The 25,240-nt window shown below is 66.1% G+C and carries 24 protein-coding genes; 14 read left to right on the top strand and 10 right to left on the bottom strand.

All coding sequences use genetic code 11. From position 1 onward, the window contains the following. Positions 1-84: 84 nt before the first annotated feature. From BTE28158_RS16245 to BTE28158_RS16215, 7 genes are all read left to right on the top strand, one after another. The gene (locus BTE28158_RS16245; RefSeq protein WP_059608188.1) at positions 85-978 is read left to right on the top strand and encodes a cytochrome C assembly family protein; all 894 of its coding nucleotides are present in this window, start codon (positions 85-87) and stop codon (positions 976-978) included. Between the two features lie 13 nt (positions 979-991). Next, the gene (locus tag BTE28158_RS16240; RefSeq protein WP_059608189.1) at positions 992-1,309 is read left to right on the top strand and encodes a PP0621 family protein; all 318 of its coding nucleotides are present in this window, start codon (positions 992-994) and stop codon (positions 1,307-1,309) included. Next, positions 1,306-1,896, top strand: a complete 591-nt coding sequence (gene ampD, locus BTE28158_RS16235; RefSeq protein ID WP_059608190.1) for a 1,6-anhydro-N-acetylmuramyl-L-alanine amidase AmpD — start codon at positions 1,306-1,308, stop codon at positions 1,894-1,896. Before BTE28158_RS16240 ends, ampD begins: the two co-directional genes overlap by 4 nt. A gap of 452 nt (positions 1,897-2,348) precedes the next feature. Then, complete coding sequence (locus BTE28158_RS16230; protein ID WP_151048151.1) at positions 2,349-5,342, top strand: ribonucleoside-diphosphate reductase subunit alpha; 2,994 nt, start codon at positions 2,349-2,351, stop codon at positions 5,340-5,342. A 364-nt stretch (positions 5,343-5,706) separates the two neighbouring features. Then, entirely contained in the window at positions 5,707-6,918 is a 1,212-nt protein-coding gene (locus BTE28158_RS16225; RefSeq protein ID WP_151048150.1) for a ribonucleotide-diphosphate reductase subunit beta, read from the top strand. An 82-nt stretch (positions 6,919-7,000) separates the two neighbouring features. Beyond that, entirely contained in the window at positions 7,001-7,327 is a 327-nt protein-coding gene (locus BTE28158_RS16220; protein ID WP_081334211.1) for a hypothetical protein, read from the top strand. 28 nt (positions 7,328-7,355) lie between these two features. Then, positions 7,356-8,024: a histone H1-like DNA-binding protein gene (locus BTE28158_RS16215; RefSeq protein WP_151048149.1), complete on the top strand. Its 669-nt coding sequence runs from the start codon at positions 7,356-7,358 to the stop codon at positions 8,022-8,024. Positions 8,025-8,239: 215 nt separating this feature from the next. Here BTE28158_RS16215 and BTE28158_RS16210 read toward each other — a convergent pair whose 3' ends face one another. From BTE28158_RS16210 to BTE28158_RS16165, 10 genes are all read right to left on the bottom strand, one after another. Then, positions 8,240-8,713 (bottom strand): outer membrane lipoprotein, encoded by a 474-nt coding sequence (locus BTE28158_RS16210; protein ID WP_059608193.1) that lies wholly within the window; start codon positions 8,711-8,713, stop codon positions 8,240-8,242. A 19-nt stretch (positions 8,714-8,732) separates the two neighbouring features. After that, on the bottom strand, positions 8,733-9,671 hold the full coding sequence (locus BTE28158_RS16205; RefSeq protein WP_124903802.1) for a carbohydrate kinase family protein: 939 nt from the start codon (positions 9,669-9,671) through the stop codon (positions 8,733-8,735). A 94-nt stretch (positions 9,672-9,765) separates the two neighbouring features. Continuing rightward, positions 9,766-10,269, bottom strand: a complete 504-nt coding sequence (gene tpx, locus BTE28158_RS16200; protein WP_059535219.1) for a thiol peroxidase — start codon at positions 10,267-10,269, stop codon at positions 9,766-9,768. A gap of 72 nt (positions 10,270-10,341) precedes the next feature. After that, positions 10,342-11,682, bottom strand: a complete 1,341-nt coding sequence (locus BTE28158_RS16195; RefSeq protein ID WP_151048148.1) for a DUF3426 domain-containing protein — start codon at positions 11,680-11,682, stop codon at positions 10,342-10,344. 45 nt (positions 11,683-11,727) lie between these two features. After that, entirely contained in the window at positions 11,728-12,630 is a 903-nt protein-coding gene (gene prmA, locus BTE28158_RS16190) for a 50S ribosomal protein L11 methyltransferase (RefSeq protein WP_124624753.1), read from the bottom strand. A 2-nt stretch (positions 12,631-12,632) separates the two neighbouring features. Next, a complete protein-coding gene (accC, locus tag BTE28158_RS16185; RefSeq protein WP_059608197.1) occupies positions 12,633-14,000 on the bottom strand; it encodes an acetyl-CoA carboxylase biotin carboxylase subunit in 1,368 nt (455 codons plus the stop codon). A gap of 84 nt (positions 14,001-14,084) precedes the next feature. Continuing rightward, positions 14,085-14,561: an acetyl-CoA carboxylase biotin carboxyl carrier protein gene (gene accB, locus BTE28158_RS16180; RefSeq protein WP_174910590.1), complete on the bottom strand. Its 477-nt coding sequence runs from the start codon at positions 14,559-14,561 to the stop codon at positions 14,085-14,087. A gap of 64 nt (positions 14,562-14,625) precedes the next feature. Further along, positions 14,626-15,078 (bottom strand): type II 3-dehydroquinate dehydratase, encoded by a 453-nt coding sequence (aroQ, locus tag BTE28158_RS16175; RefSeq protein WP_040143361.1) that lies wholly within the window; start codon positions 15,076-15,078, stop codon positions 14,626-14,628. A gap of 194 nt (positions 15,079-15,272) precedes the next feature. Continuing rightward, positions 15,273-15,827: a TlpA family protein disulfide reductase gene (locus BTE28158_RS16170; RefSeq protein WP_059608199.1), complete on the bottom strand. Its 555-nt coding sequence runs from the start codon at positions 15,825-15,827 to the stop codon at positions 15,273-15,275. Between the two features lie 7 nt (positions 15,828-15,834). Next, entirely contained in the window at positions 15,835-16,479 is a 645-nt protein-coding gene (locus tag BTE28158_RS16165; protein WP_151050642.1) for a UDP-N-acetylmuramate--alanine ligase, read from the bottom strand. 234 nt (positions 16,480-16,713) lie between these two features. On the opposite strand from BTE28158_RS16165, the gene mpl reads away from it, so the two are divergent. The 7 genes from mpl to BTE28158_RS16130 all read left to right on the top strand — a co-directional run bounded on the left by mpl (position 16,714) and on the right by BTE28158_RS16130 (position 24,978). After that, on the top strand, positions 16,714-18,099 hold the full coding sequence (mpl, locus tag BTE28158_RS16160) for a UDP-N-acetylmuramate:L-alanyl-gamma-D-glutamyl-meso-diaminopimelate ligase (protein WP_151050644.1): 1,386 nt from the start codon (positions 16,714-16,716) through the stop codon (positions 18,097-18,099). Then, positions 18,096-18,665, top strand: coding sequence for a YqiA/YcfP family alpha/beta fold hydrolase (locus BTE28158_RS16155; protein ID WP_151050646.1), 570 nt, complete (start codon positions 18,096-18,098; stop codon positions 18,663-18,665). Before mpl ends, BTE28158_RS16155 begins: the two co-directional genes overlap by 4 nt. Positions 18,666-18,746: 81 nt before the next feature. After that, positions 18,747-20,837, top strand: a complete 2,091-nt coding sequence (locus tag BTE28158_RS16150; RefSeq protein WP_059608202.1) for an RNB domain-containing ribonuclease — start codon at positions 18,747-18,749, stop codon at positions 20,835-20,837. Further along, positions 20,834-21,700, top strand: a complete 867-nt coding sequence (gene aroE / locus BTE28158_RS16145) for a shikimate dehydrogenase (protein ID WP_059608203.1) — start codon at positions 20,834-20,836, stop codon at positions 21,698-21,700. The genes BTE28158_RS16150 and aroE overlap by 4 nt, the downstream gene beginning before the upstream one ends. A gap of 14 nt (positions 21,701-21,714) precedes the next feature. Continuing rightward, positions 21,715-22,452: a monofunctional biosynthetic peptidoglycan transglycosylase gene (gene mtgA, locus BTE28158_RS16140; protein WP_059681846.1), complete on the top strand. Its 738-nt coding sequence runs from the start codon at positions 21,715-21,717 to the stop codon at positions 22,450-22,452. A 426-nt stretch (positions 22,453-22,878) separates the two neighbouring features. Continuing rightward, complete coding sequence (locus BTE28158_RS16135) at positions 22,879-24,489, top strand: S10 family peptidase (protein WP_124903790.1); 1,611 nt, start codon at positions 22,879-22,881, stop codon at positions 24,487-24,489. A gap of 84 nt (positions 24,490-24,573) precedes the next feature. After that, on the top strand, positions 24,574-24,978 hold the full coding sequence (locus BTE28158_RS16130; RefSeq protein ID WP_151050648.1) for an EF-hand domain-containing protein: 405 nt from the start codon (positions 24,574-24,576) through the stop codon (positions 24,976-24,978). Positions 24,979-25,240: the final 262 nt, after the last annotated feature.

The following is a 25,240-nucleotide window of genomic DNA, read 5'->3' as shown; positions in this document are numbered from 1 at the left end:
GCGATGGACAGTGGGGCCCGAAGGCGCAACGGAACCGAACAAAGGGAGCCGTCGCGGGAAGGGGGCCTAGTGTAAACTTCGAACATGGATATTGTACTGTATGCCCTCACCGCATTCCTGTACGGCGGCCTCGCCGTCGCAGGCTGGCGCACCCACCGCCAGGGCGCGACCTCGCTTGTCGCGAGCGTGCCGGCCGTGCCGGTTCCGGCGTCCGCCGCGTCGGGGATGAGCGGGGCCGGCCGCGCGCTGCTGTTCGCGGCGCTCGTCGCGCACGGCGTGCTGCTGCACATGACCATTTTTCCGAACGACGCGATGATCTTCGGCTTCGCGTTCGCGCTGTCCGCGATGTTCTGGCTCGGCGCCGGCATCTACTGGATCGAGAGCTTCTTCTTCCCGCTCGACAGCCTGCGCCTGCTGGTGCTGCCGCTCGCGTGCGGCGCGTCGCTGCTGCCGCTCGTGTTCGGCGGCGTGCGGGTGCTGCCTTATGCCGCAGCGCCGCTGTTCAAGATGCACTTCCTGATCGCGAACATCGCGTACGGCCTTTTCGCGATCGCCGCGCTGCACGCGGTCCTGATGCTGATGGTCGAGCGGCGCCTGCAGTCGCTGAGGAGCGGCGGGCGCGACGGCTCGACCGGCTGGATCGCGAGCTGGCTCGAGACACTGCCGCCGCTGCTCACGCTCGAGAAACTGCTGTTCCGCCTGATCGGCGCAGGCTTCGTGCTGCTCACGCTGACGCTCGCGTCGGGGATCCTGTTCAGCGAGCAGATCGATGCGCGCGCGCTGCGGCTCGATCACAAGACCGTGTTCGCGGTGCTGTCGTGGCTGATGTTCGGCGGCCTGCTGGTCGCCCACAAGACGTCGGGCTGGCGTGGACGCGGCGCCGCGCGCTGGGTGCTCGTGTCGTTTGCCGCGCTGCTGCTCGCGTATGTCGGCAGCCGGTTCGTTTTCGAGGTGCTGCTGCACCGCTCCGTGGTTTGAACGCAGGTCTCCGATGCGACAGATTCTTCTCCTGATTCTTCTCTTCTTCGCGGGTTCGTGGCTCACGCGCAAGCTGCGCCAGGCCCAGGAGCACGCACAGGCGCGCACCGGCCGCGGCGGCGGCTTTGATGGCGCACCCGGTTCCGGCGGCGCCGGGACGGCACGCCCGAACGGCGATGCGCGCTCGCTGCCCGAACCGATGGTGCGCTGCGCCGAATGCGGCGTGCATACGCCGAAGGGCGATGCCGTCGCCGCGGGTGGCGAATATTTCTGCAGCACCGAGCACGCGCAGCGCCACGGCGCACACGCGAGCGGCCGCGACGCCCGATGAGCGACGCAGCGCTGCTGTCGGTCGACGCGCACGGCTGGGTGCGCGAAGCGCGCCACGCGCCGTCGCCGAATTTCGAGGCGCGGCCCGCAGGCGCGGTGCCGACGCTCGTCGTCGTCCACAACATCAGCCTGCCGCCCGGCGAGTTCGGCGGCGACGCGATCGAGGCGCTGTTCCTGAATCGCCTCGATTGCGATGCGCACCCCTATTACCAGAGCCATCTGCGCGGCGTGCGCGTGTCCGCGCACTTCCTGATTCGTCGCGACGGTGAGCTCGTGCAGTTCGTGTCGTGCGACGAGCGCGCCTGGCATGCGGGCGCGTCCGAGTTCTTCGGCCGGCCGCGCTGCAACGACTTCTCGATCGGCATCGAGCTCGAAGGCGCGGACGACGTGCCGTTCGACGCGGCGCAGTACGCGACGCTCGGCGTGCTCGCGCGCACGCTCGCCGCGCGCTACCCGATCGATGCAGTGGCCGGGCATTCCGACGTCGCGCCGGGCCGCAAGACCGATCCGGGTCCGCACTTCGATTGGCAACGCTTCGCGGGCGATGCCGGCTTTTCCGCCGAATACTTTCCCTTCCGTCAGCACTGAGCGCAGGGTTTTTTGACCGGGGAAAGTTTTTTCTCCGACCAATGCCTTGTCGTGTCTGCGCGCGAGCGATGTCAAGACCTCCATCGCAAATTATCCGTTTTGACCTCGTCCGAATGTCCACTATACTTGGTGCCAGTTGAGCGGTTCTGTACTAGATATAGTGTGTGTCGCAGGGGAAACCCGAGCGGCACCGGCTGGCGGGCAACGCCGGCGGACAGGGTTCTCAGGGCGGCGCGCCAGGCCGGGCGGTCCGGGCGTCGCGATCAAGCGCAGCGAACTTCGACGGGGCAGGGTACACATGACGAAGCACACGACCGGAACGGTTGTCGCGCATCGACCGAACCGGCTTCCCCGACGCATCGCTCGCCTCTTACCGCTCGCGCACTCCATTGCGCAGCGTTCGTTTTAATCCGCGGTTCTCTCCGCACCATCCAACACCAGGAGCTTTGCACATGCAAACCACCGACAACGCGACGTCCCAGTACGAGAGCGCCTCGAGCCGTCCGCTCGGCGGGACCGAACAGGGCGCGCAGGCGCTCGCGCCGCAGGCCACGTTCGCCGACTACAAGGTGATCCGCCGCAACGGCAGCGTGGTGTCGTTCGAGCCTTCGAAGATCGCGATTGCGGTGACCAAGGCTTTCCTGGCCGTCAACGGCGGGCAGGGCGCGGCATCGGCGCGCGTACGCGAACTCGTCGAGCAACTGACGCACAACGTCGTGCGCGCGCTCGTGCGCAGCCGTCCGAACGGCGGTACGTTCCATATCGAAGACATCCAGGACCAGGTCGAACTCGCGCTGATGCGCGGCGGCGAGCACAACGTCGCGCGTGCGTACGTGCTGTATCGCGAGAAGCGTCACCTGGAGCGTCAGCATGCGGGCGAGGAAGCAGCAGCCAAGGGCGGCGAGTCGAGCACCGGCATCAACGTCGTCGACAACGGCGTCACGCGTCCGCTCGACCTGAACGCGCTGCGTGCGCTGATCGTGTCGTCGTGCGACGGCCTCGGCGCTGCGGTTAACCCTGACCCGATCGTCGCGGAAACGGTGAAGAACCTGTACGACGGCGTGCCGATGAGCCAGGTCTACGACTCGGCGATCCTCGCTGCGCGCACGATGATCGAAAAGGATCCGGCATACAGCCAGGTCACGGCCCGTATCCTGCTGCACACGATCCGTCGCGAGATCCTCGGCGAGGAAGTGCTCCAGGCCGAGATGTCGGCCCGCTACGCCGAGTACTTCCCGCAGTTCCTGAAGCGCGGCGTCGACGCTGGCCTGCTCGACGACAAGCTGCTGCAGTTCGACCTGAAGCGCCTCGGCGAAGCGCTCGACGCGAACCGCGACCTGCAGTTCGGCTACCTCGGCCTGCAGACGCTGTACGACCGCTACTTCCTGCACGTCGAAGGCACCCGCATCGAAATGCCGCAGGCTTTCTTCATGCGCGTCGCGATGGGCCTGTCGCTGAACGAGATCGACCGCGAAACGCGCGCGATCGAGTTCTACAACGTGCTGTCGAGCTTCGACTTCATGAGCTCGACGCCGACGCTGTTCAACTCGGGCACCCACCGCTCGCAACTGTCGTCGTGCTACCTGACGACGGTCGCGGACGATCTCGACGGCATCTATGAAGCGCTGAAGGAAAACGCGCTGCTGTCGAAGTTCGCCGGCGGTCTCGGCAACGACTGGACGCGCGTGCGCGCACTCGGCTCGCATATCAAGGGCACGAACGGCAAGTCGCAAGGCGTGGTCCCGTTCCTGAAGGTCGTGAACGACACGGCCGTCGCGGTCAACCAGGGCGGCAAGCGCAAGGGCGCGGTCTGCGCGTACCTCGAATCCTGGCACCTCGACATCGAGGAATTCCTCGAGCTGCGCAAGAACACCGGCGACGATCGCCGCCGCACGCACGACATGAACACGGCGAACTGGATTCCCGACCTGTTCATGAAGCGCGTGATGGAAGGCGCCGACTGGACGCTGTTCTCGCCGTCGACCTGCCCGGATCTGCACGACAAGTTCGGCGCGGAGTTCGAGAAGGCTTACACGGCTTACGAAGACAAGGTCGCGCGCGGCGAGATCAAGCTGTTCAAGAAGATCCCGGCGCAGCAACTCTGGCGCAAGATGCTCGGCATGCTGTTCGAAACCGGCCACCCGTGGATCACGTTCAAGGATCCGTGCAACGTGCGCTCGCCGCAGCAGCACGTCGGCGTCGTCCACTCGTCGAACCTGTGCACGGAAATCACGCTGAATACGAGCGACACCGAAATCGCGGTGTGCAACCTGGGCTCGGTGAACCTCGTCGCCCACCTGGTGAAGCAGGCCGACGGCAGCTACGCGCTCGACCACGACAAGCTGAAGCGCACGATCAGCGTCGCGATGCGCATGCTCGACAACGTGATCGACATCAACTACTACGCGGTGCCGAAGGCGCGTAACTCGAACCTGAAGCACCGTCCGGTCGGCATGGGCATCATGGGCTTCCAGGACTGCCTGCACCTGCTGCGCACGCCGTACGCGTCGGACGCGGCCGTCGAGTTCGCCGATCGTTCGATGGAAGCGGTCTGCTACTACGCGTACTACGCGTCGACCGAGCTGGCCGAGGAACGCGGCCGCTACTCGAGCTACCGCGGCTCGCTGTGGGATCGCGGCATCCTCCCGCAGGACACGCTGAAGCTGCTGACGGAAGCGCGCGGCGGCTACGTCGAGGTCGACACGTCCGAGTCGCTCGACTGGACGACGCTGCGTTCGCGGATCGCCGCGCACGGCATGCGCAACTCGAACTGCGTCGCGATCGCGCCGACGGCGACGATCTCGAACATCATCGGCGTGTCGGCCTGTATCGAGCCGACCTTCCAGAACCTGTACGTGAAGTCGAACCTGTCGGGCGAATTCACGGTGGTAAACGAGTACCTCGTTCGCGACCTGAAGGAACGCGGCCTGTGGGACGAAGTGATGGTCGCCGACCTGAAGTACTTCGACGGCATGCTGTCGCGCATCGACCGCATCCCGGCCGACCTGCGCGCGATCTACGCGACCGCGTTCGAAGTCGACCCGACGTGGCTGGTCGAGGCGGCGTCGCGTCGCCAGAAGTGGATCGACCAGGCGCAGTCGCTGAACATCTACATGGGCGGCGCGTCGGGCAAGAAGCTCGACGAGGTCTACAAGCTCGCATGGCTGCGCGGCCTGAAGACGACCTACTACCTCCGCACGATGGCGGCGACGCACGTCGAGAAGTCGACGGTCGCACACGGCGCGCTGAACGCAGTGCCGACGAGCGGCGGCTCGAGCAGCGGCGGCGCGCAAGGCGCGGCAGGCGGCTTCGGTGCGGCGGGCGGCGATGCATCGTCGGGCGCGGTCAATGCGGCACCGGCGCTGGCGCCTGTCGAAGCAGATGGTCCGGTGTGCACGATGCGTCCGGGCGATCCGGGCTTCGACGAGTGCGAAGCCTGCCAGTAACACTGGCGCGCATGACCTGAAGAAGGTTCGGGCGGCGCGCACGGCAACCGATCGAGGTTGAAGTGTGCGCCGCTCTCAACTAAAAAAATGATAAGGAATCTGTAACGCGACACTTGCGTTGCAGGCAGTGACAAGCGATCGAAACATCCCCGACGACGTCGCGTTTCGATCAGCGTTCGATGCGTCGAGCGCACCTCGCGATACATGCGTGACACGCGTCGCGCTCTGCATGAACGACGATGCGTTGCTCAAAGTGTTGTATCGAGGTCGCAACGCGAATCGAAAAAAGGATTTTTCGTGAGCGAACCCTTTTATCGCTCAGGAAAAGATGGTACAAACCGTTCTAAATTGATGGTGAGAATTTATGCTCAACTGGGATGACGAGAAGACTGCCGTAACCCCCGCGAGCGGAGCGCAGCAGAACGCGATGCGCACCTCCGCAGGGATGGCTGTCGGACAGCAGGCTGCAACGCCTGCCGCCCATCAGGTCCGCGACATTTTCGAAGGCGATCTTGCGGTGCCGCCGCAAGCATCTGCTGTTCCCGCTGGCGGTTCGGAAGCGCGGGTCAATGTCGCCGACAAGCGCATCATCAACGGCCAGACTGATGTCAATCAGCTGGTGCCGTTCAAGTACAAGTGGGCGTGGGAAAAGTATCTGGCGGGTTGCGCGAACCACTGGATGCCGCAGGAAATCAACATGTCCCGCGACATCGCACTGTGGAAGGACCCGAACGGTCTGACCGAGGACGAGCGCCGCATCGTCAAGCGCAACCTCGGTTTCTTCGTGACGGCCGATTCGCTCGCCGCGAACAACATCGTGCTCGGCACGTACCGCCACATCACGGCGCCCGAATGCCGGCAGTTTCTGCTGCGCCAGGCGTTCGAGGAAGCGATCCACACGCACGCGTATCAATACATTGTCGAATCGCTCGGTCTCGACGAAGGCGAGATCTTCAACGCGTACCACGAGGTCACGTCGATCCGCGCGAAGGACGAATTCCTGATCCCGTTCATCCACACGCTGACGGATCCAGCCTTCAAGACCGGCACGCTCGAAGCGGATCAGAAGCTGCTGAAGTCGCTGATCGTGTTCGCCTGCATCATGGAAGGCCTGTTCTTCTATGTCGGCTTCACGCAGATCCTCGCACTCGGCCGCCAGAACAAGATGACGGGTGCTGCAGAGCAATATCAGTACATCCTGCGTGACGAGTCGATGCACTGCAATTTCGGCATCGACCTGATCAACCAGATCAAGCTCGAGAACCCGCATCTCTGGACCGCGGAATTCCGTGCCGAGATCCGCGAGCTGTTCAAGCAGGCTGTCGAACTCGAATACCGCTACGCCGAGGACACGATGCCGCGCGGCGTGCTGGGTTTGAACGCGTCGATGTTCAAGAGCTATCTGCGCTTCATCAGCAACCGTCGTTGCCAGCAGATCGGCCTCGATCCGCTGTTCCCGAACGAGGAAAACCCGTTCCCGTGGATGAGCGAGATGATCGACCTGAAGAAGGAACGCAACTTCTTCGAGACGCGTGTGATCGAGTATCAGACGGGCGGTGCGCTGTCCTGGGAATAACCCGCAGCAGCGAACCCGTCACATGATGGAGCAGCCGGCGGCCTCTCGGCCCCGGCCCAAGGTTTAGGAGCAAGAACGCCTGATGCAAAGCATGCCCGGTGCCTTAACGGCCCAACGACATGATCGGCACTTTGCGAACCCTTCAGTGGGATGGGCAAACTTCCCTCCGGAAAAAGCGGGCAGCCGTGTGGCGGTCCGCTTGATCAAGCGATTAGGGGTAGCGGCGCGAGGTGCGCCGGCTACCGACTTGATTTGGCGCGCGAGGCCATGGGGTCACGCGCGCCATACCGTATTCATTAGCGTAAGCGCGTGGTATCCGCGTACGCCGATGAATAGCCCGCTTCGAAGCGCACGTCCTGAACAGCGTCCGCGGGAAGCGGGTTTTGACGAAGGGTGTAGTTTGAACTGACTCTCATCTGAACCTGAAGGAGAACAACATGGCTACTGCCAAGAAGAAACCGGCTGCTAAGAAGGTCGCTGCCAAGAAGACCGTTGCGAAGAAGGCTGCTGCTCCGGCGAAGAAGGCCGCTGCAGTGAAGAAGGTTGCTGCGAAGAAGGTCGCGGTGAAGAAGGTTGCCGCGAAGAAGGCAGCACCGGCGAAGAAGGCCGCAGCGAAGAAGGTCGCGGCAAAGAAGGTCGCAACGAAGAAGGTTGCAGCCAAGAAGGTCGCTGCGAAGAAAGTCGCGGTGAAGAAGGTTGCCGCGAAGAAGGCAGCACCGGCGAAGAAGGCCGCAGCGAAGAAGGTTGCAGCGAAGAAGGTCGCAGTGAAGAAGGTTGCTGCGAAGAAGGCAGCACCGGCTAAGAAGGCTGCTGCGAAGAAGGCCGCGCCGGCGAAGAAGGCTGCCGCCAAGAAGGCTGCTGCGAAGAAGGCTGCCCCTGCGAAGAAGGCTGCGCCTGCCAAGAAGGCTGCCGCCGCACCGAAGGCTGCTGCCGCACCGAAGGCCGCTGCCCCGGCGAAGAAGGCTGCTGCTCCGAAGAAGGCCGTCGTGAAGAAGGCTGCACCGGCAACCACCGCGTCGACCGCATCGGTCGCGCCGGCATCGGGCGTGAAGACCGCGCTCAACCCGGCAGCGGCATGGCCGTTCCCGACCGGCAGCCGTCCGTAATCGCGGCTGACCAGTACCACCCGGACACTCACGTGGTGTCCGCGGGTTGAGTAGCGCTACTCAATCGGTCCCGCCATCTGGCTCAGGTGGCGGGATTTTTTTCGTCCGTATTCATCGATGTGTCGACCGGTTGCCGGGCACGAACGAAAAAAAACGCATGTGCAGCGTCGCACATGCGTTCGACCGCGGCTTGCGCCGCGTGCTGAGGATGCTCGTTAGTGCGTGACGCGCGTGACGCCGCCGCTCGACAGCAGTCGCACACGCTCGCCGGCGCGGAACATTTCGCCGCTCGCCGCCTGCGTGATCGAGCGCAGGTCGCCGTTGTCGAGGCGCACGGTGATTTCGACACCGTTCGCCGTGCTGAGGTTTTCGCCGACCGCGTTGCCCGCGACCGCGCCGACGAGACCGCCCGCGATGGCCGTCAGGATCGACCCCTTGCCGCCGCCGATCGCGCTGCCCGCGACCGCGCCGAGCGCACCGCCACCGAGCGTGCCGATCGCGCTGCCGCCGCCGTCGGACTGGATGCGCACGGCACGGACGCTTTCGACGGTGCCCATGCGAACGGTTTGTTCGCGCTGCGCCTGGCCGACGCTATAGACATCTGCGGAGCCCGGCGCCGTGAAGCAGCCCGCGAGCGTGAGCGTGGCCGTCAGCATGGCGGTGAGCGTGAGGGTTTTCTTGGTCAACATTTTTACTCTCCCACAATATTCATTTGAGACTGTACCCGAAGGCAGCCTCGAAACGCGCGTCGATTTCGGCGCGCGTCAGTGCGTAAGTTTGAGGCCCCTGGTGGGCGATCTTGATCGAGCCCATCAGGCTCGCGAGGCGGCCCGTCGTTGCCCAGTCGAGGCCATTCTCGATGCCGTACAGCAGGCCGCCCCGGAAGGCGTCGCCGCAGCCGGTCGGATCGACGACACGCTCGGCTTGCACAACCGGAATCTGTTCTTCGCCGTTTTTGTGAAGAATGGTGGCGCCGTGCTCGCCGCGCGTGATGATCAACGCCTGAACCCGGCTGGCGATTTCCTGTTCGGACCAGCCCGTCTTGTCGCTGACGAGCTTGCCCTCGTAGTCGTTGACCGCGACGAAGGTCGCGAGTTCAATGATGCGGCGCAGCGTCGCACCATCGAACAGCGGCAGGCCTTGGCCCGGATCGAAGATGAACGGGATGCCGGCCTTCGCGAATTGCTCGGCGTGCTGGACCATCCCGTCGAAGCCGTCCGGCGCGACGATGCCGAGCTTCACGCCCGACACTTCGTCCGCGCGGTTCAGGTGCGACTGCATCATCGCGCCCGGGTGGAATGCGGTGATCTGGTTGTTCTCGAGATCGGTCGTGATCATCGCCTGCGCGGTATGCGTTTCGGGCACCACGCGCACGCTGGCCTTGGACAGGCCTAGGCTGTCGAGACGCTCGAGATAGCGATCGGCGTCGTTCGCGCCGACCGTCGCCATGATGCGCGCGTCGCCGCCGAGCATGTGCAGCGCGTAAGCGATGTTCCCCGCGCAACCGCCGAATTCGCGACGCATCGTCGGCACGAGGAAGCTCACGTTCAGCAGGTGAACCTGGTCGGGCAGGATGTGCTCGCGAAACCGGCCTTCGAAGGTCATGATGTTGTCGTAGGCGAGCGAGCCGCAAATCAGCGTAGTCAAGGCGTGCGTTCCTGTAGAGAGCAAAAGGAAGCGGCCGCCCGGCCGGTGCGCCGAGGCCGTCGGGCCTCGCGCGGCAGGGCCGGGCGGCAGCGGGTTACTTCAGTGCGGCGAGCGCTGCGTCGTAATTCGGCTCGTCCTTGATCTCGCCGACGAGTTCCGCGTGGATCACCTTGTCCTGCGCGTCGAGCACGACGACCGCGCGGGCCGTCAGGCCATTCAGCGGGCCGCTCGTCACGTCGACGCCGTACGCGTTCGCGAACGCGCGGGCGCCGCGGAACGTCGAAGCCGTCACGACGTTCGCGAGGCCTTCCGTCGTGCAGAAGCGCGTGGCGGCGAACGGCAGGTCGCCGGATACGACGATCACGACCGTGTTGTCGAGCGACGACGCGGCTTCGTTGAACTTGCGGGTCGACGTCGCGCAGGTCGGCGTGTCGAGGCTCGGGACGATGTTCAGCACCTTGCGCTTGCCGGCGAAGCTGGCGAGCGACAGATCGGCGAGGTCCTTGCCGACCAGCTTGAAGTCGGGGGCTTGCGAGCCGACGGCCGGGAACGTGCCGGCGAGATCGATCGGGTTGCCACCCAGCGTAACTTTGCTCATGTTCGTGCTCCGAAATAGCGCGCCGCTGCGGCGCGCGGGTTGAGACGGCGCGCATGCACGCGCCGCGGGGCGTCACGGATAGAAGATCTGGACGCGGAAATTCGAGGCGGGCGCGCCGTTCGTGTCGAGACGGACGACCATCGTCCGCGTCGTGCCGGGCGGCAGCCCGGCGTCGATCGGCGTGCCCGGGCGGACGTAGTCGCGCGGCGCAAGCACGCGGCGCACGGTCACGTGATTCGTGTCGTCGAGCAGCGTCAGCTCGAGAGACGGGTAGGCGAGTGCGACGCGGTAGCGGTTCGTCAGCGGTACCTTCAACTCCAGCACGCGCGGGCCGTCGAGCTGGCGCAGATCGGCCGCGTCGAGCCGCAGGCCGTCGATCGCGCGCGGCGGCGTGACCGTGCAGCCGAGCGGCGCGCACGCCTGCCGGAACCAGCCCTGCGTGACCGGCCAGTAGATCATCACGGTTTCGCGCTGCCACCACGCGAGTTGCGCGACGAGCAGCACCGCGAGCGCGGCAGCGATGAGTCCGCCGAAAAAGCCGCCGAGCATCCCGCGTCGCTCTGGCGCGCGCGTCTCGCGGGTCACGGCGAAGTGCGGGCGATCGTCGTCGGCCAGTGTGGCGGGGAAGGGCGCGGCCGATCTGACGGCCGGTTGGGCAGCCGTTTCGCTGGCGGCCGCGGCCGGTCCGGCGGCGCGCGTGTCGGCGTTGGCATCGTGTTCAGGGACGGCTTGCGCCGGCGTGAATGCGAAGCGCGGTTCGCGCGGTGCGTGTTCGTCGTCGGGTACGGAGAAGTGCGCGTTGCCGATGGGTTCGTTCGCGTCGGTGGCCGACGGCGTGTGCGCGACGAAGCGCGGTTCGCGCAGGTCGGATTCGGCGGGTGCCGTGGCCCGCGATGTGCCGGATGAGTCGGTTTCGTGCCCCGCCAAGTCCGGCTCGGCCGACGCGACAGCGTGCAGTTCGGCGGGGGCCGATGCGATCGGGGCGGGCGTGCCGGAGAGGTGGACGACACCGGCGTCCATGGCCGGCAGCGCGAGCGGCACCAGCGGCTCGGTGCGCACGGTCTGTACGTTGTGCTGCAGGGACGGGTCGACGCCGGCATCGAGCCACGGCGCCCACATGTCCCAGCCTTCGGGCTTGTAGTCGGAACCGGGCGCCGGCTCGACCGGTGCGTCGGTGGTGAAGAGCCGCACGGGCGCGGCTTCGTGTTGCGGTTCGGCGGCGGCCGGCCCGGCCGGTGCCGCTTCGGTCAGCGCCGGCTCGGGCCGCCGTGCCGGTTCGGGAACGAGCGACTGCGACGCGTTGAAGACCTGATGGCAGTGTCCGCAGCGCACGAGCCCGTCATGCAGCGAGAGCTGTTCCTGCTGCAGCCGGAAGACGGTTTCGCAATGAGGGCAGCGCGTCGCAAGAAGCATGTCGAGCCGGGCGGCCTGCTGGCCAAAGTGAAGGACAGCGCTATTCTAATGGCTTTCCCGCCGCGTTCCGGCGAGGCATACCCAACCTTCGTGTTCGCGCCAGACCGAGATGTCGACATAGCGCGCATAGACGGCCGCGACTTCGTCCGCCTGGCGCGCGAGCACGCCCGACAGCGCGATGCGCCCGCCCGGTTTCACCTTCGATGCGAGCATCGACGCCATCAGCTTCAGCGGGTTCGACAGGATGTTGGCGACGACGATGTCGAATTCTCCGGCCGGGCACGCGTCGGGCAGCCCGTACGTCACTTCCGCATGGTTGCGTTCGCTGTTCTGTCGCGCCGATTCGACCGCTTGCGGATCGATGTCGATGCCGACCACGGGGTTCGCCCCGCATTTCTTCGCGAGGATCGCGAGGATGCCCGAGCCGCAGCCGTAGTCGAGCACGGACTGGCCGGGCTTGACCGACTGTTCGAGCCATTCCATGCACAGGCGCGTGGTCGGGTGGCTGCCCGTGCCGAATGCGAGACCGGGGTCGAGTTCGAGGATCAGTGCGTCGGGGTCGGGAGCGTCGTGCCACGACGGCACGACCCAGATCCGCTCGCCGATCGGAATCGGCTCGAACTGCGACTGCGTGAGCCGCACCCAGTCCTGCTCCTCGACTTCGCGCACGTCGAACTTCGGCGTATCGGCGATGCCGATCTCGTTCGCGGCCGCCGCGAGCAGCACGGCCGGCTCGTGATCGGGCGACAGCAGCGCGATCACGCGCGAGTGCTGCCACGCGGTGCGTTCGGGCACGAGGCCCGGCTCGCCGAAGAGCGGCTGTTCGTCGGGCGTGTCGGCGTCGGCGTCCTCGACGGACACCGACAGCGCGCCGAGGTCGAGCAGTGCGTCGGACAGCGCCTCCGCATGCTCACGGGCCAGTTCGACGACGAGTTCGCGATAACTCATGCTTACGCTTCTTCCGGTGCGACCTGCTGCTTCTGCGCGAGCCGGTTTTCGAGGTAATGGATGCTGGTGCCGCCTTCGACGAACTTCGAGTCGATCATCAGCTCGCGGTGCAGCGGGATGTTGGTCTGGATGCCTTCGACGACCATCTCCGACAGCGCGATGCGCATCCGGCGGATCGCCTGGTCGCGCGTCGCGCCGTAGGTGATCAGCTTGCCGATCATCGAATCATAGTTCGGCGGCACGAAATAGCCATTGTAGGCGTGGGAGTCGACGCGCACGCCGGGACCGCCCGGCGTATGCCACGACGTGATCCGGCCCGGCGACGGCGTGAACTTGAACGGATCTTCGGCGTTGATCCGGCATTCGATCGCATGTCCGCGGAACTGGATGTCGCGCTGGCGCAGCGCGAGCTTCTCGCCGGCCGCGATGCGGATCTGTTCCTGCACGATGTCGACGCCCGTGATCAGCTCCGACACCGGATGCTCGACCTGCACGCGCGTGTTCATCTCGATGAAGTAGAACTCGTTGTTCTCGTACAGGAATTCGAACGTGCCCGCGCCGAGATAGCCCATCTTCTTGCACGCGTCCGCGCAGCGGTCGCCGATGCGCTCGATCAGGCGGCGCGGAATGCCGGGCGCCGGCGCTTCCTCGATCACCTTCTGGTGACGGCGCTGCATCGAGCAGTCGCGCTCGCCGAGCCAGATCGCGTTCTTGTGCGCGTCCGACAGCACCTGGATCTCGATGTGGCGCGGGTTCTCGAGGAACTTCTCCATGTACACCTGCGGGTTGCCGAACGCACGGCCGGCTTCCTCGCGGGTCATGTTGACCGCGTTGACGAGCGCGGCCTCGGTGTGCACGACGCGCATCCCGCGCCCGCCGCCGCCGCCCGCCGCCTTGATGATGACCGGATAGCCGATCGCGCGCGCAATCTTCACGATCTCCTTCGGATCGTCCGGCAACGCGCCTTCCGAGCCCGGCACGCATGGCACGCCGGTCTTGATCATCGTCTGCTTCGCGGTGACCTTGTCACCCATCATGCGGATCGTTTCCGGGCGCGGGCCGATGAACGTGAAGCCCGACTGCTCGACGCGTTCCGCGAAGTCGGCGTTCTCCGACAGGAAGCCGTAGCCGGGGTGGATCGCCTCGGCATCGGTGACTTCCGCGGCGCTGATCAGCGCCGGCATGTTCAGGTAGCTCAGGTTCGACGGGGCCGGGCCGATACAGACGGCTTCGTCCGCGAGGCGCACGTACTTGGCTTCCTTGTCGGCTTCCGAGTAGACGACCACCGTCTTGACGCCGAGTTCGCGGCACGCGCGCTGGATGCGCAGCGCGATTTCACCGCGGTTGGCAATGAGGATTTTTTCAAACATAGCGAGTATTCGTCTCTTCGAGGGGCGCGCGAACGGCGCCTGGCGAGCATCGGCGGCGCGCGGCCCGCAGGCCGCGCGGCGGACTTAGCCGATCACGAAAAGCGGCTGGCCGTATTCGACGGCCTGGCCGTTCTCGACGAGGATTTCCTTGATCACGCCGGCCTTGTCCGATTCGATCTCGTTGAGCAGCTTCATTGCTTCGATGATGCAGATCGTCTGGCCTTCCTTGACCGTGTCGCCCACCTGGACGAACGGGTCCGCGCCCGGCGACGGCGCGCGATAGAACGTGCCGACCATCGGCGACGTCACGACGTGGCCTTGCGGCACGGCGGGCGCGGCAGCGGCGCCCGCGGCCGGCGCGGCAGCCGCGCCTTCGGTCGGCAGCGCGACCGCCGGGGCCGGCGCGCTGACCTGCGGGGCAAATCCGCCCGTCGGCTGGACATAGACCGGCGGCGCGTTCTTGACGATACGCACCTTGCCTTCGCCTTCCGTCACTTCCAGCTCGGAGATGCCGGATTCGGAGACGAGGTCGATCAGAGTTTTCAGCTTACGAAGATCCATCGGGAATTCCCCTTTCAATACGTGAAAGCGCCGGTGGGACCGGCGCTGAATCTAGATCGCGAAATCAGCCGCGCGACGCGCCTTGCAGCTTGTCGAGCGCGTACTCGAGCGCGTACAGATAACCTTTCCAGCCGAGCCCGCAGATCACGCCTTCGGCCTGGTCGGAAAAGTAGGAGTGATGCCTGAAGGCTTCGCGGCGGTGCACGTTCGACAGATGAACCTCGACGAACGGGATGCCAACGCCGGCGATCGCGTCCCGGATCGCGACGCTCGTGTGCGTATACGCGGCGGGATTGATCAGGATGAAATCGGTCTGTTCCTCCCGCGCGGCCTGGATGCGGTCGACGAGCGCGCCTTCATGGTTGCTCTGGAACGACGACAGTTCGGCGCCGGCCTCCTGCGCCCGCGCGGCAAGCGCTTGATCGATCTGCGCGAGCGTGACGCGGCCGTACACCTCCGGTTCCCGGGTGCCGAGAAGGTTCAGGTTGGGGCCGTGCAGCACCAGCAATCGTGTCATGGTCGCTTCTATTTCTGCGGAATTGCGCGAACTTTAGCGCTATTTAGAGAAATTTGTCTAGTTTTGCCGAACGGCCGGGCGCGCCGGACCTGCAAGAATTACCGGTGCGGCCGCAAAGTATCAGCGAATTCACGTGAAATTGCGGCGATCGACGCACAAATCGCCGCCAACGCGCAGGCAGCCGTTCAGGGCGATCACAACGCGTCGAGGGTCTTTTTCAGCTCGGCCGGTTGGATTTGTCCCAATTTTGTCTCGCGAATCTTGCCGGTTTCGTCGATGACGACCGTAAACGGCAGCGCGCCGGCGGTATTTCCGAAATTACGGGCCAGATCGGCGCCCGCATAACCGCTGACGAAAACCGGATAGTCGACCTTCACCTTCTGCAGAAAGTTCTTCACGTTCTGGTCGGAATCGACGCCGATCCCGATGAAACGGATCCCCTTCTGCTTGTATTGGTGCGACAGCGCGACGAGCTCCGGCATCTCTTCGACGCACGGGCCGCACCATGACGCCCAGAAATTGACCACGACCTTCTGGCCCTTGAAGGAAGCGAGCGACGCCGGCTTGCCGTCGACACCGGTCAGCGACGCGGCCCACAGCTGGTCGACCGGGCTGCCGTTCGCGGCGGGTGCGGCGACGGCGACGCCGTCATCGGCGCTGCCGCCGCGGAACCAATGGCCGGCGGCGATTCCGCCGGCGACGGCGGCGGCCGCGACCACCGCGAGCGCCAACATGCGTTTCATCATCATCGTTGAATCATTCCGGTTCGGAAGGGGCGTTGCTGGCCTCGAGCAGCGCGCGCAACGCGGTGGCGTCGGCGCGGGCGACCCGGCCGCGGGCGTCGGCCTTGACCGCGCCGCGCAGGTCGTCGCTCGCGTAGAGCGCGACGTGAATGCCGATCGCGTCCACGTCGCGTCGCGGGCGCCACAGGAAGCTGAGCGTCTCGACGTCGGCGCGACCGGCGAAATGCCGCGTTTCGGACACGTCGTACTGAACGTTCTGGTTCAGCAGGTAGATCGCGACGTCCTTCGAGTTGTCGGTGAATATCTGCAAATGGATGTCCGAATGCGCGTTCGCGGTGCCGTTCAGCACCGCGCCCGTCACGTACGGATTGAACTCGGCGAGCCGGCGCATCCAGTCGAGCGCGATCTCGCGCAGGCGGCGCAGTTCGTCCGGCTGTGTGTCGCTCTGGAACAGGGCGAGGTACTCGCGCAGTTCTTCCTCGATCAGATCGTTATCAGGCAGCCATTCGCCGGCAACGCGCGTATCGCCGAACAACTGGCGCGCGGCCTTGCGTTTCGCGCTGGCGTAATCGAGGCCGTCCTCCGCGATCAGGCGGGCGGCGGACTGGGCAATTTCCTCGCGGGCGCGCCGCGGGTCGACAAGAGGTTTGCGAGACATGATCCGGCAATCATACTCGATCGCCGCCACGGCCGAACGCGGTGCGGCCGGGTGCCGCCCGCCGCGCCGCGCGGTGTTCGGATCCATCGTTCGGGCCGCCGGGCAGGGCGGGCCGTCAGTTACAATGACGGTCTTTGTGTCGCGGCGAAAGTCGTTGGCCGGGCGGCCTGTCCGGCGTGCCGCAGACCTTCCTTTCCGAATCGACGGCGCCCGGCGGCGCGAAAGCATTCATCTATGCACATCCACATTCTTGGCATCTGCGGCACCTTCATGGGCGGTCTCGCCGTGCTCGCGCGCGAGGCGGGCCACACGGTGACGGGTTGCGACGCGGGCGTCTATCCGCCGATGAGCACGCAGCTCGAGGCGCAGGGCATCACGCTGATCGAGGGCTACGGCGCCGAGCAGATCGAGCTGAAGCCCGACCTGTTCGTGATCGGCAACGTCGTCACGCGCGGCAACCCGCTGATGGAGGCGATTCTCGATCGCGGCCTGCCGTATGTATCGGGCCCGCAATGGCTCGGCGAGCACGTGCTGGCCGGTAAATGGGTGCTGGCGGTCGCGGGCACGCACGGCAAGACGACCACGTCGTCGATGCTCGCGTGGCTGCTGGAAGATGCCGGCCTGAACCCGGGCTTCCTGATCGGCGGTGTGCCGCTGAACTTCGGTGTGTCGGCGCGGCTGACCGATTCGAGTTTCTTCGTGATCGAGGCCGACGAGTACGATACGGCGTTCTTCGACAAGCGCTCGAAGTTCGTCCACTACCGGCCGCGCACCGCGGTGCTCAACAATCTCGAATTCGATCACGCCGACATCTTCCCGGATCTCGCCGCGATCGAGACGCAATTCCATCACCTCGTGCGCACCGTGCCGGGCGTTGGCCGGATCGTGACCAACGGCCGCTCGGACGCGCTGGAGCGCGTGCTCGCGCGCGGCTGCTGGAGCGAGGTCGAGCGCTTCGGCGTCGACGGCGGCTGGCAGGCGCTGCCTGCCGAAGACGGCGTGCTGGTCGACGAGCGTTTCGCGGTGTACGCGCAGGCCGAGCGCGTCGGTGAAGTCGCGTGGCAGGTGCAGGGCGACCACAACCGGATGAACGCGCTCGCGGCGATCGCCGCCGCGCGCCACGTCGGCGTGCCGCCCGCGCAGGCCGCCGAATCCCTCGCATCGTTCCGCAACGTGAAGCGGCGCATGGAAGTGCGCGGCAGCGTGGACGGCGTGACCGTCTACGACGACTTCGCGCACCATCCGACCGCGATCGAAACGACGATCGCCGGCCTTCGTGCGCGCATCGGTCGCCAAAATTCCCGCATTCTCGCCGTGCTCGAGCCGCGTTCGAACACGATGAAGCTCGGTGTGATGAAGGCGCAATTGCCGGCAAGCCTCGCCGACGCCGACCTGGTGTTCGGCTACGGTGCCCCGACCGGGCGCGACGCGCTCGGCTGGAACCTCGGCGACGCGCTCGCGCCGCTCGGCGACAAGGCCCGGGCGTTCGACGATCTCCACCTGCTGGTGAAATCGGTCGTCGAGGCCGCGCGCCCGGGCGACCACGTGCTCGTGATGAGCAATGGCGGCTTCGGCGGCGTGCATCAGAAGCTGCTCGACGCGCTCGGGAGCCGCGCGTGATCCTGTACCTGCACGGATTCCGGTCGTCGCCGGAGTCGCAGAAGTCGCGGCTCCTCGCCGCGCGCATGGCCGAACTCGGTCGCACGCACGAGTGGCGCTGCCCGTCGCTGTCGGTATCGCCGCTCGAGGCGATCGCCGTCGCGGAAGCCGAGGTGGCCGGTGCGCGCGACGTGACGGTGATCGGCAGCTCGCTCGGCGGCTACTACGCAACCTGGCTCGCCGAAAAGCGCGGCTGGAAGGCGGTGGTGCTGAATCCGGCGATCGTGCCGCAGCGCGACCTCGAGCAGTATCTGGGCGAACAGCCGCTGTGGCACGGCGGCGGGTCGATCGTCGTCGAACGCCGACACCTGCACGAGCTCGATGCGCTGCGCGTGCCGGCGATTTCGCGGCCCGAACGCTACTATCTGTTCGCGGCGACCGGCGATGAAGTGCTGGACTACCGCGAGATGCTCGCCCATTACCCGGGCGCGAAAACGCGCGTGATCGAAGGCAGCGATCATGGAATCAGTGAATTTGCCGACTATATCGACGACGTTCTCGCCTTTTGCGACGAAAGAACGTCATGAACACGGCGTCATGCCGATCGAATTCCCATCATCATGCGGCGCCGCCGATGCGGCGCCCGGCAGTCTGAACGAGAGTACTGAGTGAACGTTTTCTTCGAGGAATCGGGCAGTTTCAAGGCGGGCAGCGTGCTGTCGCGCCAGGGCGACGCGTTTCAGGTCGAATTGCCCGGCGGGCGGCGCGCGAAGGTGCGTGCAAAAGACGTGCTGATCGAATTCGAGAAGCCGGCCGCCGGCGAGCTGATGCAGGAAGCCGATACGGCCGCGCAGCAGATCGACCTGGATTTCCTGTGGGAATGCGCGCCGGCCGAGGAGTTCGCGTATACGGCGCTGGCCTCGGAATATTTCGGCGCGACCTACGGCCCGGTCGAGCGCGCGGCGCTGGTGCTGCGGCTGCACGGCTCGCCCGTCTACTTCCGCCGCAAGGGGCGCGGCCAGTATCAGCGGGCGCCGGAAGATCAGCTCAAGATGGCGCTCGCGTCGCTCGAGCGCAAGCGTCAGCAGGCGCTCGTCCAGGCGCAGTATGAAGAGGAACTGAAGGCCGGCAAGCTGCCGGAAGCGTTCGCGGGCAAGGTGCTCGGGCTGCTGACGCGGCCGGACAAGAACGCGATCGAATACAAGGCGATGGAAGCGGCGGCCGGGGCGCGCGGCGTGTCGCCGGCGCGGTTGATGCTCGACTGCGGCGGCATCGCGTCGCCGCGTGCGCTGCACGAGGCGCGCTTCCTCGCGGAATTCTTCCCGCACGGCACGGGCTTCCCCGCCGTCACGGTCGGCCCGCTGCCGGACGACCTGCCGCGCGCGGACGTCGAGGCGTTCTCGATCGACGACATCACGACGACCGAAATCGACGACGCATTCTCGGTCGAACACCTGTCCGACGGTCGCGTGCGGATCGGCGTGCACATCGCGGCGCCGGCGCTCGGCATCGTGCGCGGCGACGCGGTCGACGCGATCGCGCGCGCACGCCTGTCGACCGTCTACATGCCGGGCGACAAGATCACGATGCTGCCGGATGACGTCGTCGACGTGTTCACGCTGAAGGAAGGCGATTACCGCCCGGCGCTCTCGCTGTACATCATCGTCAACCGCGAGACGCAGGAGATCGTCGCGAACGAGACGCGTGCCGAACTCGTGTTCGTGAAGAACAACCTGCGCCACAACACGCTCGACGAGCTCGTCAATGAAGAGACGCTCGCGGCCGGCACCGGCGACTACCCGCACAAGGACGACATCGCCGTGCTGTGGCCGCTCGCGCAGGCGCTGTTCGAGAAGCGCCAGGTCGCGCGCGCGGGCTATGGCCTGAAGCGCGAAGTGCAGCGCAACACCGACTACAACTTCTACGTCGAAGGCGAGCACGTGACGATCACGCCGCGCCGCCGCGGGTCGCCGCTCGACCTGATCGTGTCGGAGCTCGCGATCCTCGCGAACTCGACGTGGGGCGCGTTCCTGCACGATCACACGGTGCCGGGCATCTACCGCTCGCAGCGCGGCTTCGGCGCGCCGGGCCCGAAGCGCACGCGGATGCAGACGACGGCCGCGCCGCACGAAGGCCTCGGTGTCGCTCAGTACGCGTGGAGCACGTCGCCGCTGCGCCGCTATGTCGACCTGGTGAACCAGTGGCAGTTGCTCGCATGCGTGCAGCACGGCGTCACGGCCAAGCTCGCCGCGCCGTTCAAGCCGAAGGACGCCGACCTGTACGCGGTCGTGCAGGGCTTCGACGACACCTATACCGCTTACGCCGACTACCAGCGCCGGATGGAGTACTTCTGGTGCCTGCGCTGGCTCGCCCAGGAGCAGAAGAAGCAGGTCGTCGCGAGCGTCGTGAAGGGCGACCTGGTGCGCCTCGAGGAAATTCCGCTGCTGCTGCACGTGCCGGGGCTCGGCGTGCATGCGCGCGGCACGCGCGTGCTGCTCGACGTGATGTCGCTCGACGAGCTGACGATCGAGGCGTCGGTGCGACTGCTGAACGTGCTTGACGCGCCGACCGTGACGAGCGGCGACGCGGCCGAAGACGAAGACGAGACCGAAGGCGGCGACGACACGCTGGTCGATGCGGAAGACGCGTCGGCGGAAACCGAGGCCGAGGCACTGGCCGAAGCGGACGGCGCAGCGGTCGAAGACGGCGAGGCCGCGAACGGCACCGGCCAGGAAAGCGAAGAGGGGCGCGCATCATGAACGCAGCCGCGTCGACGAGCGGCGCCGACCGCTACGTGGTGTTCGGCAATCCGGTGGCGCACAGCAAGTCGCCGTTCATCCACGCGCAGTTCGCCGCGCAGACGGGCGAGGCGATCGTCTACGAGCACCGGCTCGCGCCGGTCGACGGTTTCGAGGCCGCCGTGCGCGCGTTCGTCGCCGAAGGCGGACGCGGCGCGAACGTGACGGTGCCGTTCAAGCTCGACGCGCATGCGCTCGCCGATACACTGTCGCCGCGCGCGGCGGCGGCGGGCGCGGTGAACACGCTGCGCATCGAAGCCGACGGCCGCATCTACGGTGACAACACGGACGGCGTCGGTCTCGTGCGCGACATCGAATCGAACCTCGGCGTGTCGCTTGCGGGTGCGCGCATCCTGTTGCTCGGCGCAGGCGGCGCGGCGCGTGGCGTCGTGTTGCCGATGCTCGAGCGCGCGCCGCTGTCGATCACGATCGTGAACCGCACCGCGAGCAAGGCCGAAGCGCTCGTCGGTCAGTTCACGCAGGCCGCGCACGATGCGGGCTGCGTGCTGTCGGGCGGCGGCCCGGACACCGTGCGTGCGGAGCCGTACGACGTGATCGTCAACGCGACGGCCGGCAGCCTCGACGCGGCGCTGCCGGAGTGTGACGCGGCCGCGTTCGGCCCGGGCACGCTCGCGTACGACATGATGTACGGCGCGCAGCCGACCGTGTTCATGCAACATGCGGCGTCGCTCGGCGCGCGCACGGCCGACGGGCTCGGGATGCTGGTCGAGCAGGCGGCCGAATCGTTCTTCATCTGGCGCGGCGTGCGGCCGGACGGCGCACCGGTGCTGGCCGCGCTGCGCCAGGCGCTCGCGGCGGCCTGACCGGAGCGCGGCAGGTGGTGGCGGTAAGCGGCACGCAGCGCACGCGGACCATCAGCCCGACCCGCTGGATCGTCTATGCGGGTTCGGTGTTCGCGGGCGCGTGGCTCGCGACGCAGCTGTTCTATCTCGTGCAGATCGCGCTGTGGTCGTTCATCAATCCGGGTTCCACCGCGTTCATGCGGACCGACGCATGGTGGCTGTCGCGCGACAATCCGCCCGCGCGGATCCAGCACCAGTGGGTGCCGTACGACCAGATCTCGCGCAACCTGAAGCGCGCGCTGATCGCGTCGGAGGATTCGACCTTCGCGACCAACAACGGCTACGACGTCGACGCGATCCTGCAGGCGTGGGAGAAGAACAAGGCGCGCGGACGGATCGTCGCGGGCGGGTCGACGATCACGCAGCAGCTCGCGCGCAATCTGTTCCTGTCGCGCGAGAAGAGCTACATCCGCAAGGGGCAGGAGCTGATCATCACGTGGATGCTCGAGACGGTGCTCGACAAGGAGCGGATCTTCGAGATCTACCTGAATTCCGTCGAATGGGGCCGCGGCGTGTACGGTGCCGAGGCCGCCGCCCGCTATTACTACAGGATTCCCGCGAGCCGGCTCGGCGCGTGGCAGTCGGCGCGTCTCGCGGTGATGCTGCCGAAGCCGCGCTGGTTCGACGCGCACCGCGGCTCGGCCTACCAGGCGCAGCGCGCGGCCGTGATTGCCCGCCGGATGGGCGCGGCCGAACTTCCGCAATCGCAGTGAGCGGCGCGCTCGCGCCGTGACATTGTCCGTTCCGTCGCCGGCGCGCCATTGGTGCGCTGCAGCGCATTCGTGTCGCCCGCATTTCGGGACGCATCCATTAGACGAATTCATCTATTTCGCTTTACTGAGCAATGCCCGCCCGCGCGAGAATTTGTTTGCCGATATGGCACGAAATCCGCGCGGTTTGAGTGTTTTCGGGTAGAAGCGAAAGCAATTGAAAGACTGTTGAAACACAACGGTTCGTGAATTGAAGCATTCCTGAAAGGTGTGCGCCGCACCGAGCGTCGATCAAATATTTCCAAATTTTTCAAAGCCGACCCGCTCACGTATATTGGCCAGCGCCTCGGCTCATCGGCCGCAATCGAGGCGGGGGGCGGCTCACCCGGCTGCTCGACACAAAAAACATTCGAGAGAAGGAAAGCAACGATGCCAGCGAGCAAAGCGAAGCTGTTGTTGGGGGTTGTGTTCTCTTCGCTGATTCTGACGGCCTGCAACGACGACGTGACGTCGTCCTCGGCAGCAGGTACCGACAATTCAGCCGATCCCGCCGCTCAGGTGGACAAGCCGTACAACGATCCCAACAGTTATTCGTCGAGCGCGACCGCGTCGCTCGACGCGTCCGCCGCGGTCGAAAAGGCCGCCGTCACCCATCACCAGATCACGCTGAACGGCAAGACGATTCGCTACACGGCGACCGCCGGCCACCTCGTCGCACGCAATCCGCAGACGGGCGCGCCCGAGGCATCGTTCTTCTACGTCGCGTACACCGCCGACAACCAGCCCGCGGCGAAGCGGCCCGTCACGTTCCTGTATAACGGCGGCCCCGGCTCCGCATCGGTGTGGCTGCATCTCGGCTCGTTCGGTCCGAAACGGATCCAGACGGGCGACCCGAACGCGAATGCGTCGACGTTCCCGTTCGTCGACAACGCGGAAAGCCTGCTCGACACGACGGACCTCGTGTTCGTCGATGCGATCGGCACCGGCTTCTCGGAGGCGATCGCGCCGAACACGAACCAGACGTTCTGGGGCGTCGACCAGGACGGCGGCGCGTTCCGCGACTTCGTGACGCGCTACATCGCCGTGAACCAGCGCAACGATTCGCCGAAGTACCTGTTCGGCGAGTCGTACGGCACGCCGCGCACCGACGTGCTCGCGAACCTGCTCGAGACGGCCGGCGTGAAGCTCGACGGCATCGTGCTGCAGTCGTCGATCCTGAACTACAACGCGAACTGCGACATGGCGAGCGACTATGTCGGCAACTCGAACAACGGGGCGAGCCCCGTGAGTTGCGCGGGCTTCGTGCCGTCCTACGGCACGGTCGGCGCGTACTACCAGCTCGACAACCCGAACCCGTCGAGCCTGCCGCAATATGCGGACCAGATGCGTCAGCTGACGGCCGGCAGCTACGTGCCCGCCGTGAACGCGTATCTCGCGAGCCACACGCCGCCCCCGCCGACGCTCGTCACGACGATGGTGAATTCGACCGGCGTGAAGCAGACGCTGTGGAACGCGGACTTCAACGTCGTCCCGACCTTCTTCGACAACAGCTTCCAGGTGTCGCTGATCCCGGGCACGCTGATCGGCCGCTACGACGCACGCGTGAACGTGCCGTCGTCGAGCCCGCTCGCGGCGGACGGCGACCCGTCGAGCACGTTCATCACGAAACCGTTCACCGACACGATCGGCAGCTACCTGCCGAACGTGCTCAAGTACAGCGCGCAGTCGGCGTATTCGCTGAGCAGCAATGCGATCCAGACCTGGGACTGGACGCACGACGGCCTCGCGATGCCGGACACGATTCCCGATCTTGCGGCTGCGCTGACGCTGAATCCGTCGCTGAAGGTGCTGTCGCTGAACGGGTATCACGACATCGCGACGCCGTTCTACCAGACCGAACTCGACCTCGCCCGGCTCGGCTCGCAACCGAACCTGACGATCAAGGACTATCAGGGTGGACACATGGTCTATCTCGACGATACGTCGCGTCCGCAGGAGAAAGCCGACCTCGTGACCTTCTACAACGCGGCCGCGCACTGATGCGATGTGCGGGCCTGGCGACGCGCGCCCGTGGCGGCGCCGTTCGCCGGCCGTCGACGACCCCATTCCAGACTGGAGCCTGACATGAAGAAACGTTTCATCGTCGTTGCCGCTGCGCTCGCATGCGCCGGCGTTGCAGCATCCGCATCGGTGTCCGCGTTCGCGCAGGCGAGCGACGCCGCCACCTCGGCGCGCGCGCGCCAGGCGCAACTCGGCGATCCGTACGTGCCGCCGGCCGCGCGCAAGCCGACCGCCGGCACGCAGACGACGGGCGCCGCGCTGCACGCGCAGGTGGTGCGCAAACTCGCGCGGCAGTTCGGCGCGGCCGATACGCAGAACACCGGTTCGATCACCGAAGCGCAGGCGCGCGCGGCCGGGCTCGGCTATGTCGCGAATCACTTCCGGCAGATCGACGCGAGCGGTAGCGGCCGCGTGTCGTTCTCCGACGTGCAGCGCTACATGCAGGCGCGCAGCACGAACCAGCAGTAAGCGCGGCGCGCATGACCAACGGGGGCGGGACCCGCGACGCATCGGGTTCCGCCCCCGTGCGCATGGCGCGACCGTTTCGCGACCTCCACCGGTTTATCTCATTATCTGGGCAACGCATTCAAATATTGGAGACGAATGCGTGCGCTCCTACAATCCGAAGCACATCGACAGCTTCGGACCCACGCATCGCGCGGCGCCCGACGCACACGGAGACACATTCCATGAAGTTCGCCGGGCGCTTTCCTCGGTGCATCGACCGCCG

It is taken from the genome of Burkholderia diffusa (assembly GCF_902499115.1).
Taxonomy (GTDB): domain Bacteria; phylum Pseudomonadota; class Gammaproteobacteria; order Burkholderiales; family Burkholderiaceae; genus Burkholderia; species Burkholderia diffusa.
This window is presented reverse-complemented; position numbering and strand designations above follow the sequence as displayed.

Coding starts and splice junctions, on each gene's coding strand:
- BTE28158_RS16245 (WP_059608188.1), top strand. CDS start 85: ATGGATATTGTACTGTATGCCCTCACCGCATTCCTGTACGGCGGCCTC.
- BTE28158_RS16240 (WP_059608189.1), top strand. CDS start 992: ATGCGACAGATTCTTCTCCTGATTCTTCTCTTCTTCGCGGGTTCGTGG.
- ampD (WP_059608190.1), top strand. CDS start 1,306: ATGAGCGACGCAGCGCTGCTGTCGGTCGACGCGCACGGCTGGGTGCGC.
- BTE28158_RS16230 (WP_151048151.1), top strand. CDS start 2,349: ATGCAAACCACCGACAACGCGACGTCCCAGTACGAGAGCGCCTCGAGC.
- BTE28158_RS16225 (WP_151048150.1), top strand. CDS start 5,707: ATGCTCAACTGGGATGACGAGAAGACTGCCGTAACCCCCGCGAGCGGA.
- BTE28158_RS16220 (WP_081334211.1), top strand. CDS start 7,001: ATGCAAAGCATGCCCGGTGCCTTAACGGCCCAACGACATGATCGGCAC.
- BTE28158_RS16215 (WP_151048149.1), top strand. CDS start 7,356: ATGGCTACTGCCAAGAAGAAACCGGCTGCTAAGAAGGTCGCTGCCAAG.
- BTE28158_RS16210 (WP_059608193.1), bottom strand. CDS start 8,713: ATGTTGACCAAGAAAACCCTCACGCTCACCGCCATGCTGACGGCCACG.
- tpx (WP_059535219.1), bottom strand. CDS start 10,269: ATGAGCAAAGTTACGCTGGGTGGCAACCCGATCGATCTCGCCGGCACG.
- BTE28158_RS16195 (WP_151048148.1), bottom strand. CDS start 11,682: ATGCTTCTTGCGACGCGCTGCCCTCATTGCGAAACCGTCTTCCGGCTG.
- prmA (WP_124624753.1), bottom strand. CDS start 12,630: ATGAGTTATCGCGAACTCGTCGTCGAACTGGCCCGTGAGCATGCGGAG.
- accC (WP_059608197.1), bottom strand. CDS start 14,000: ATGTTTGAAAAAATCCTCATTGCCAACCGCGGTGAAATCGCGCTGCGC.
- accB (WP_174910590.1), bottom strand. CDS start 14,561: ATGGATCTTCGTAAGCTGAAAACTCTGATCGACCTCGTCTCCGAATCC.
- aroQ (WP_040143361.1), bottom strand. CDS start 15,078: ATGACACGATTGCTGGTGCTGCACGGCCCCAACCTGAACCTTCTCGGC.
- BTE28158_RS16170 (WP_059608199.1), bottom strand. CDS start 15,827: ATGATGATGAAACGCATGTTGGCGCTCGCGGTGGTCGCGGCCGCCGCC.
- BTE28158_RS16165 (WP_151050642.1), bottom strand. CDS start 16,479: ATGTCTCGCAAACCTCTTGTCGACCCGCGGCGCGCCCGCGAGGAAATT.
- mpl (WP_151050644.1), top strand. CDS start 16,714: ATGCACATCCACATTCTTGGCATCTGCGGCACCTTCATGGGCGGTCTC.
- aroE (WP_059608203.1), top strand. CDS start 20,834: ATGAACGCAGCCGCGTCGACGAGCGGCGCCGACCGCTACGTGGTGTTC.
- BTE28158_RS16135 (WP_124903790.1), top strand. CDS start 22,879: ATGCCAGCGAGCAAAGCGAAGCTGTTGTTGGGGGTTGTGTTCTCTTCG.
- BTE28158_RS16130 (WP_151050648.1), top strand. CDS start 24,574: ATGAAGAAACGTTTCATCGTCGTTGCCGCTGCGCTCGCATGCGCCGGC.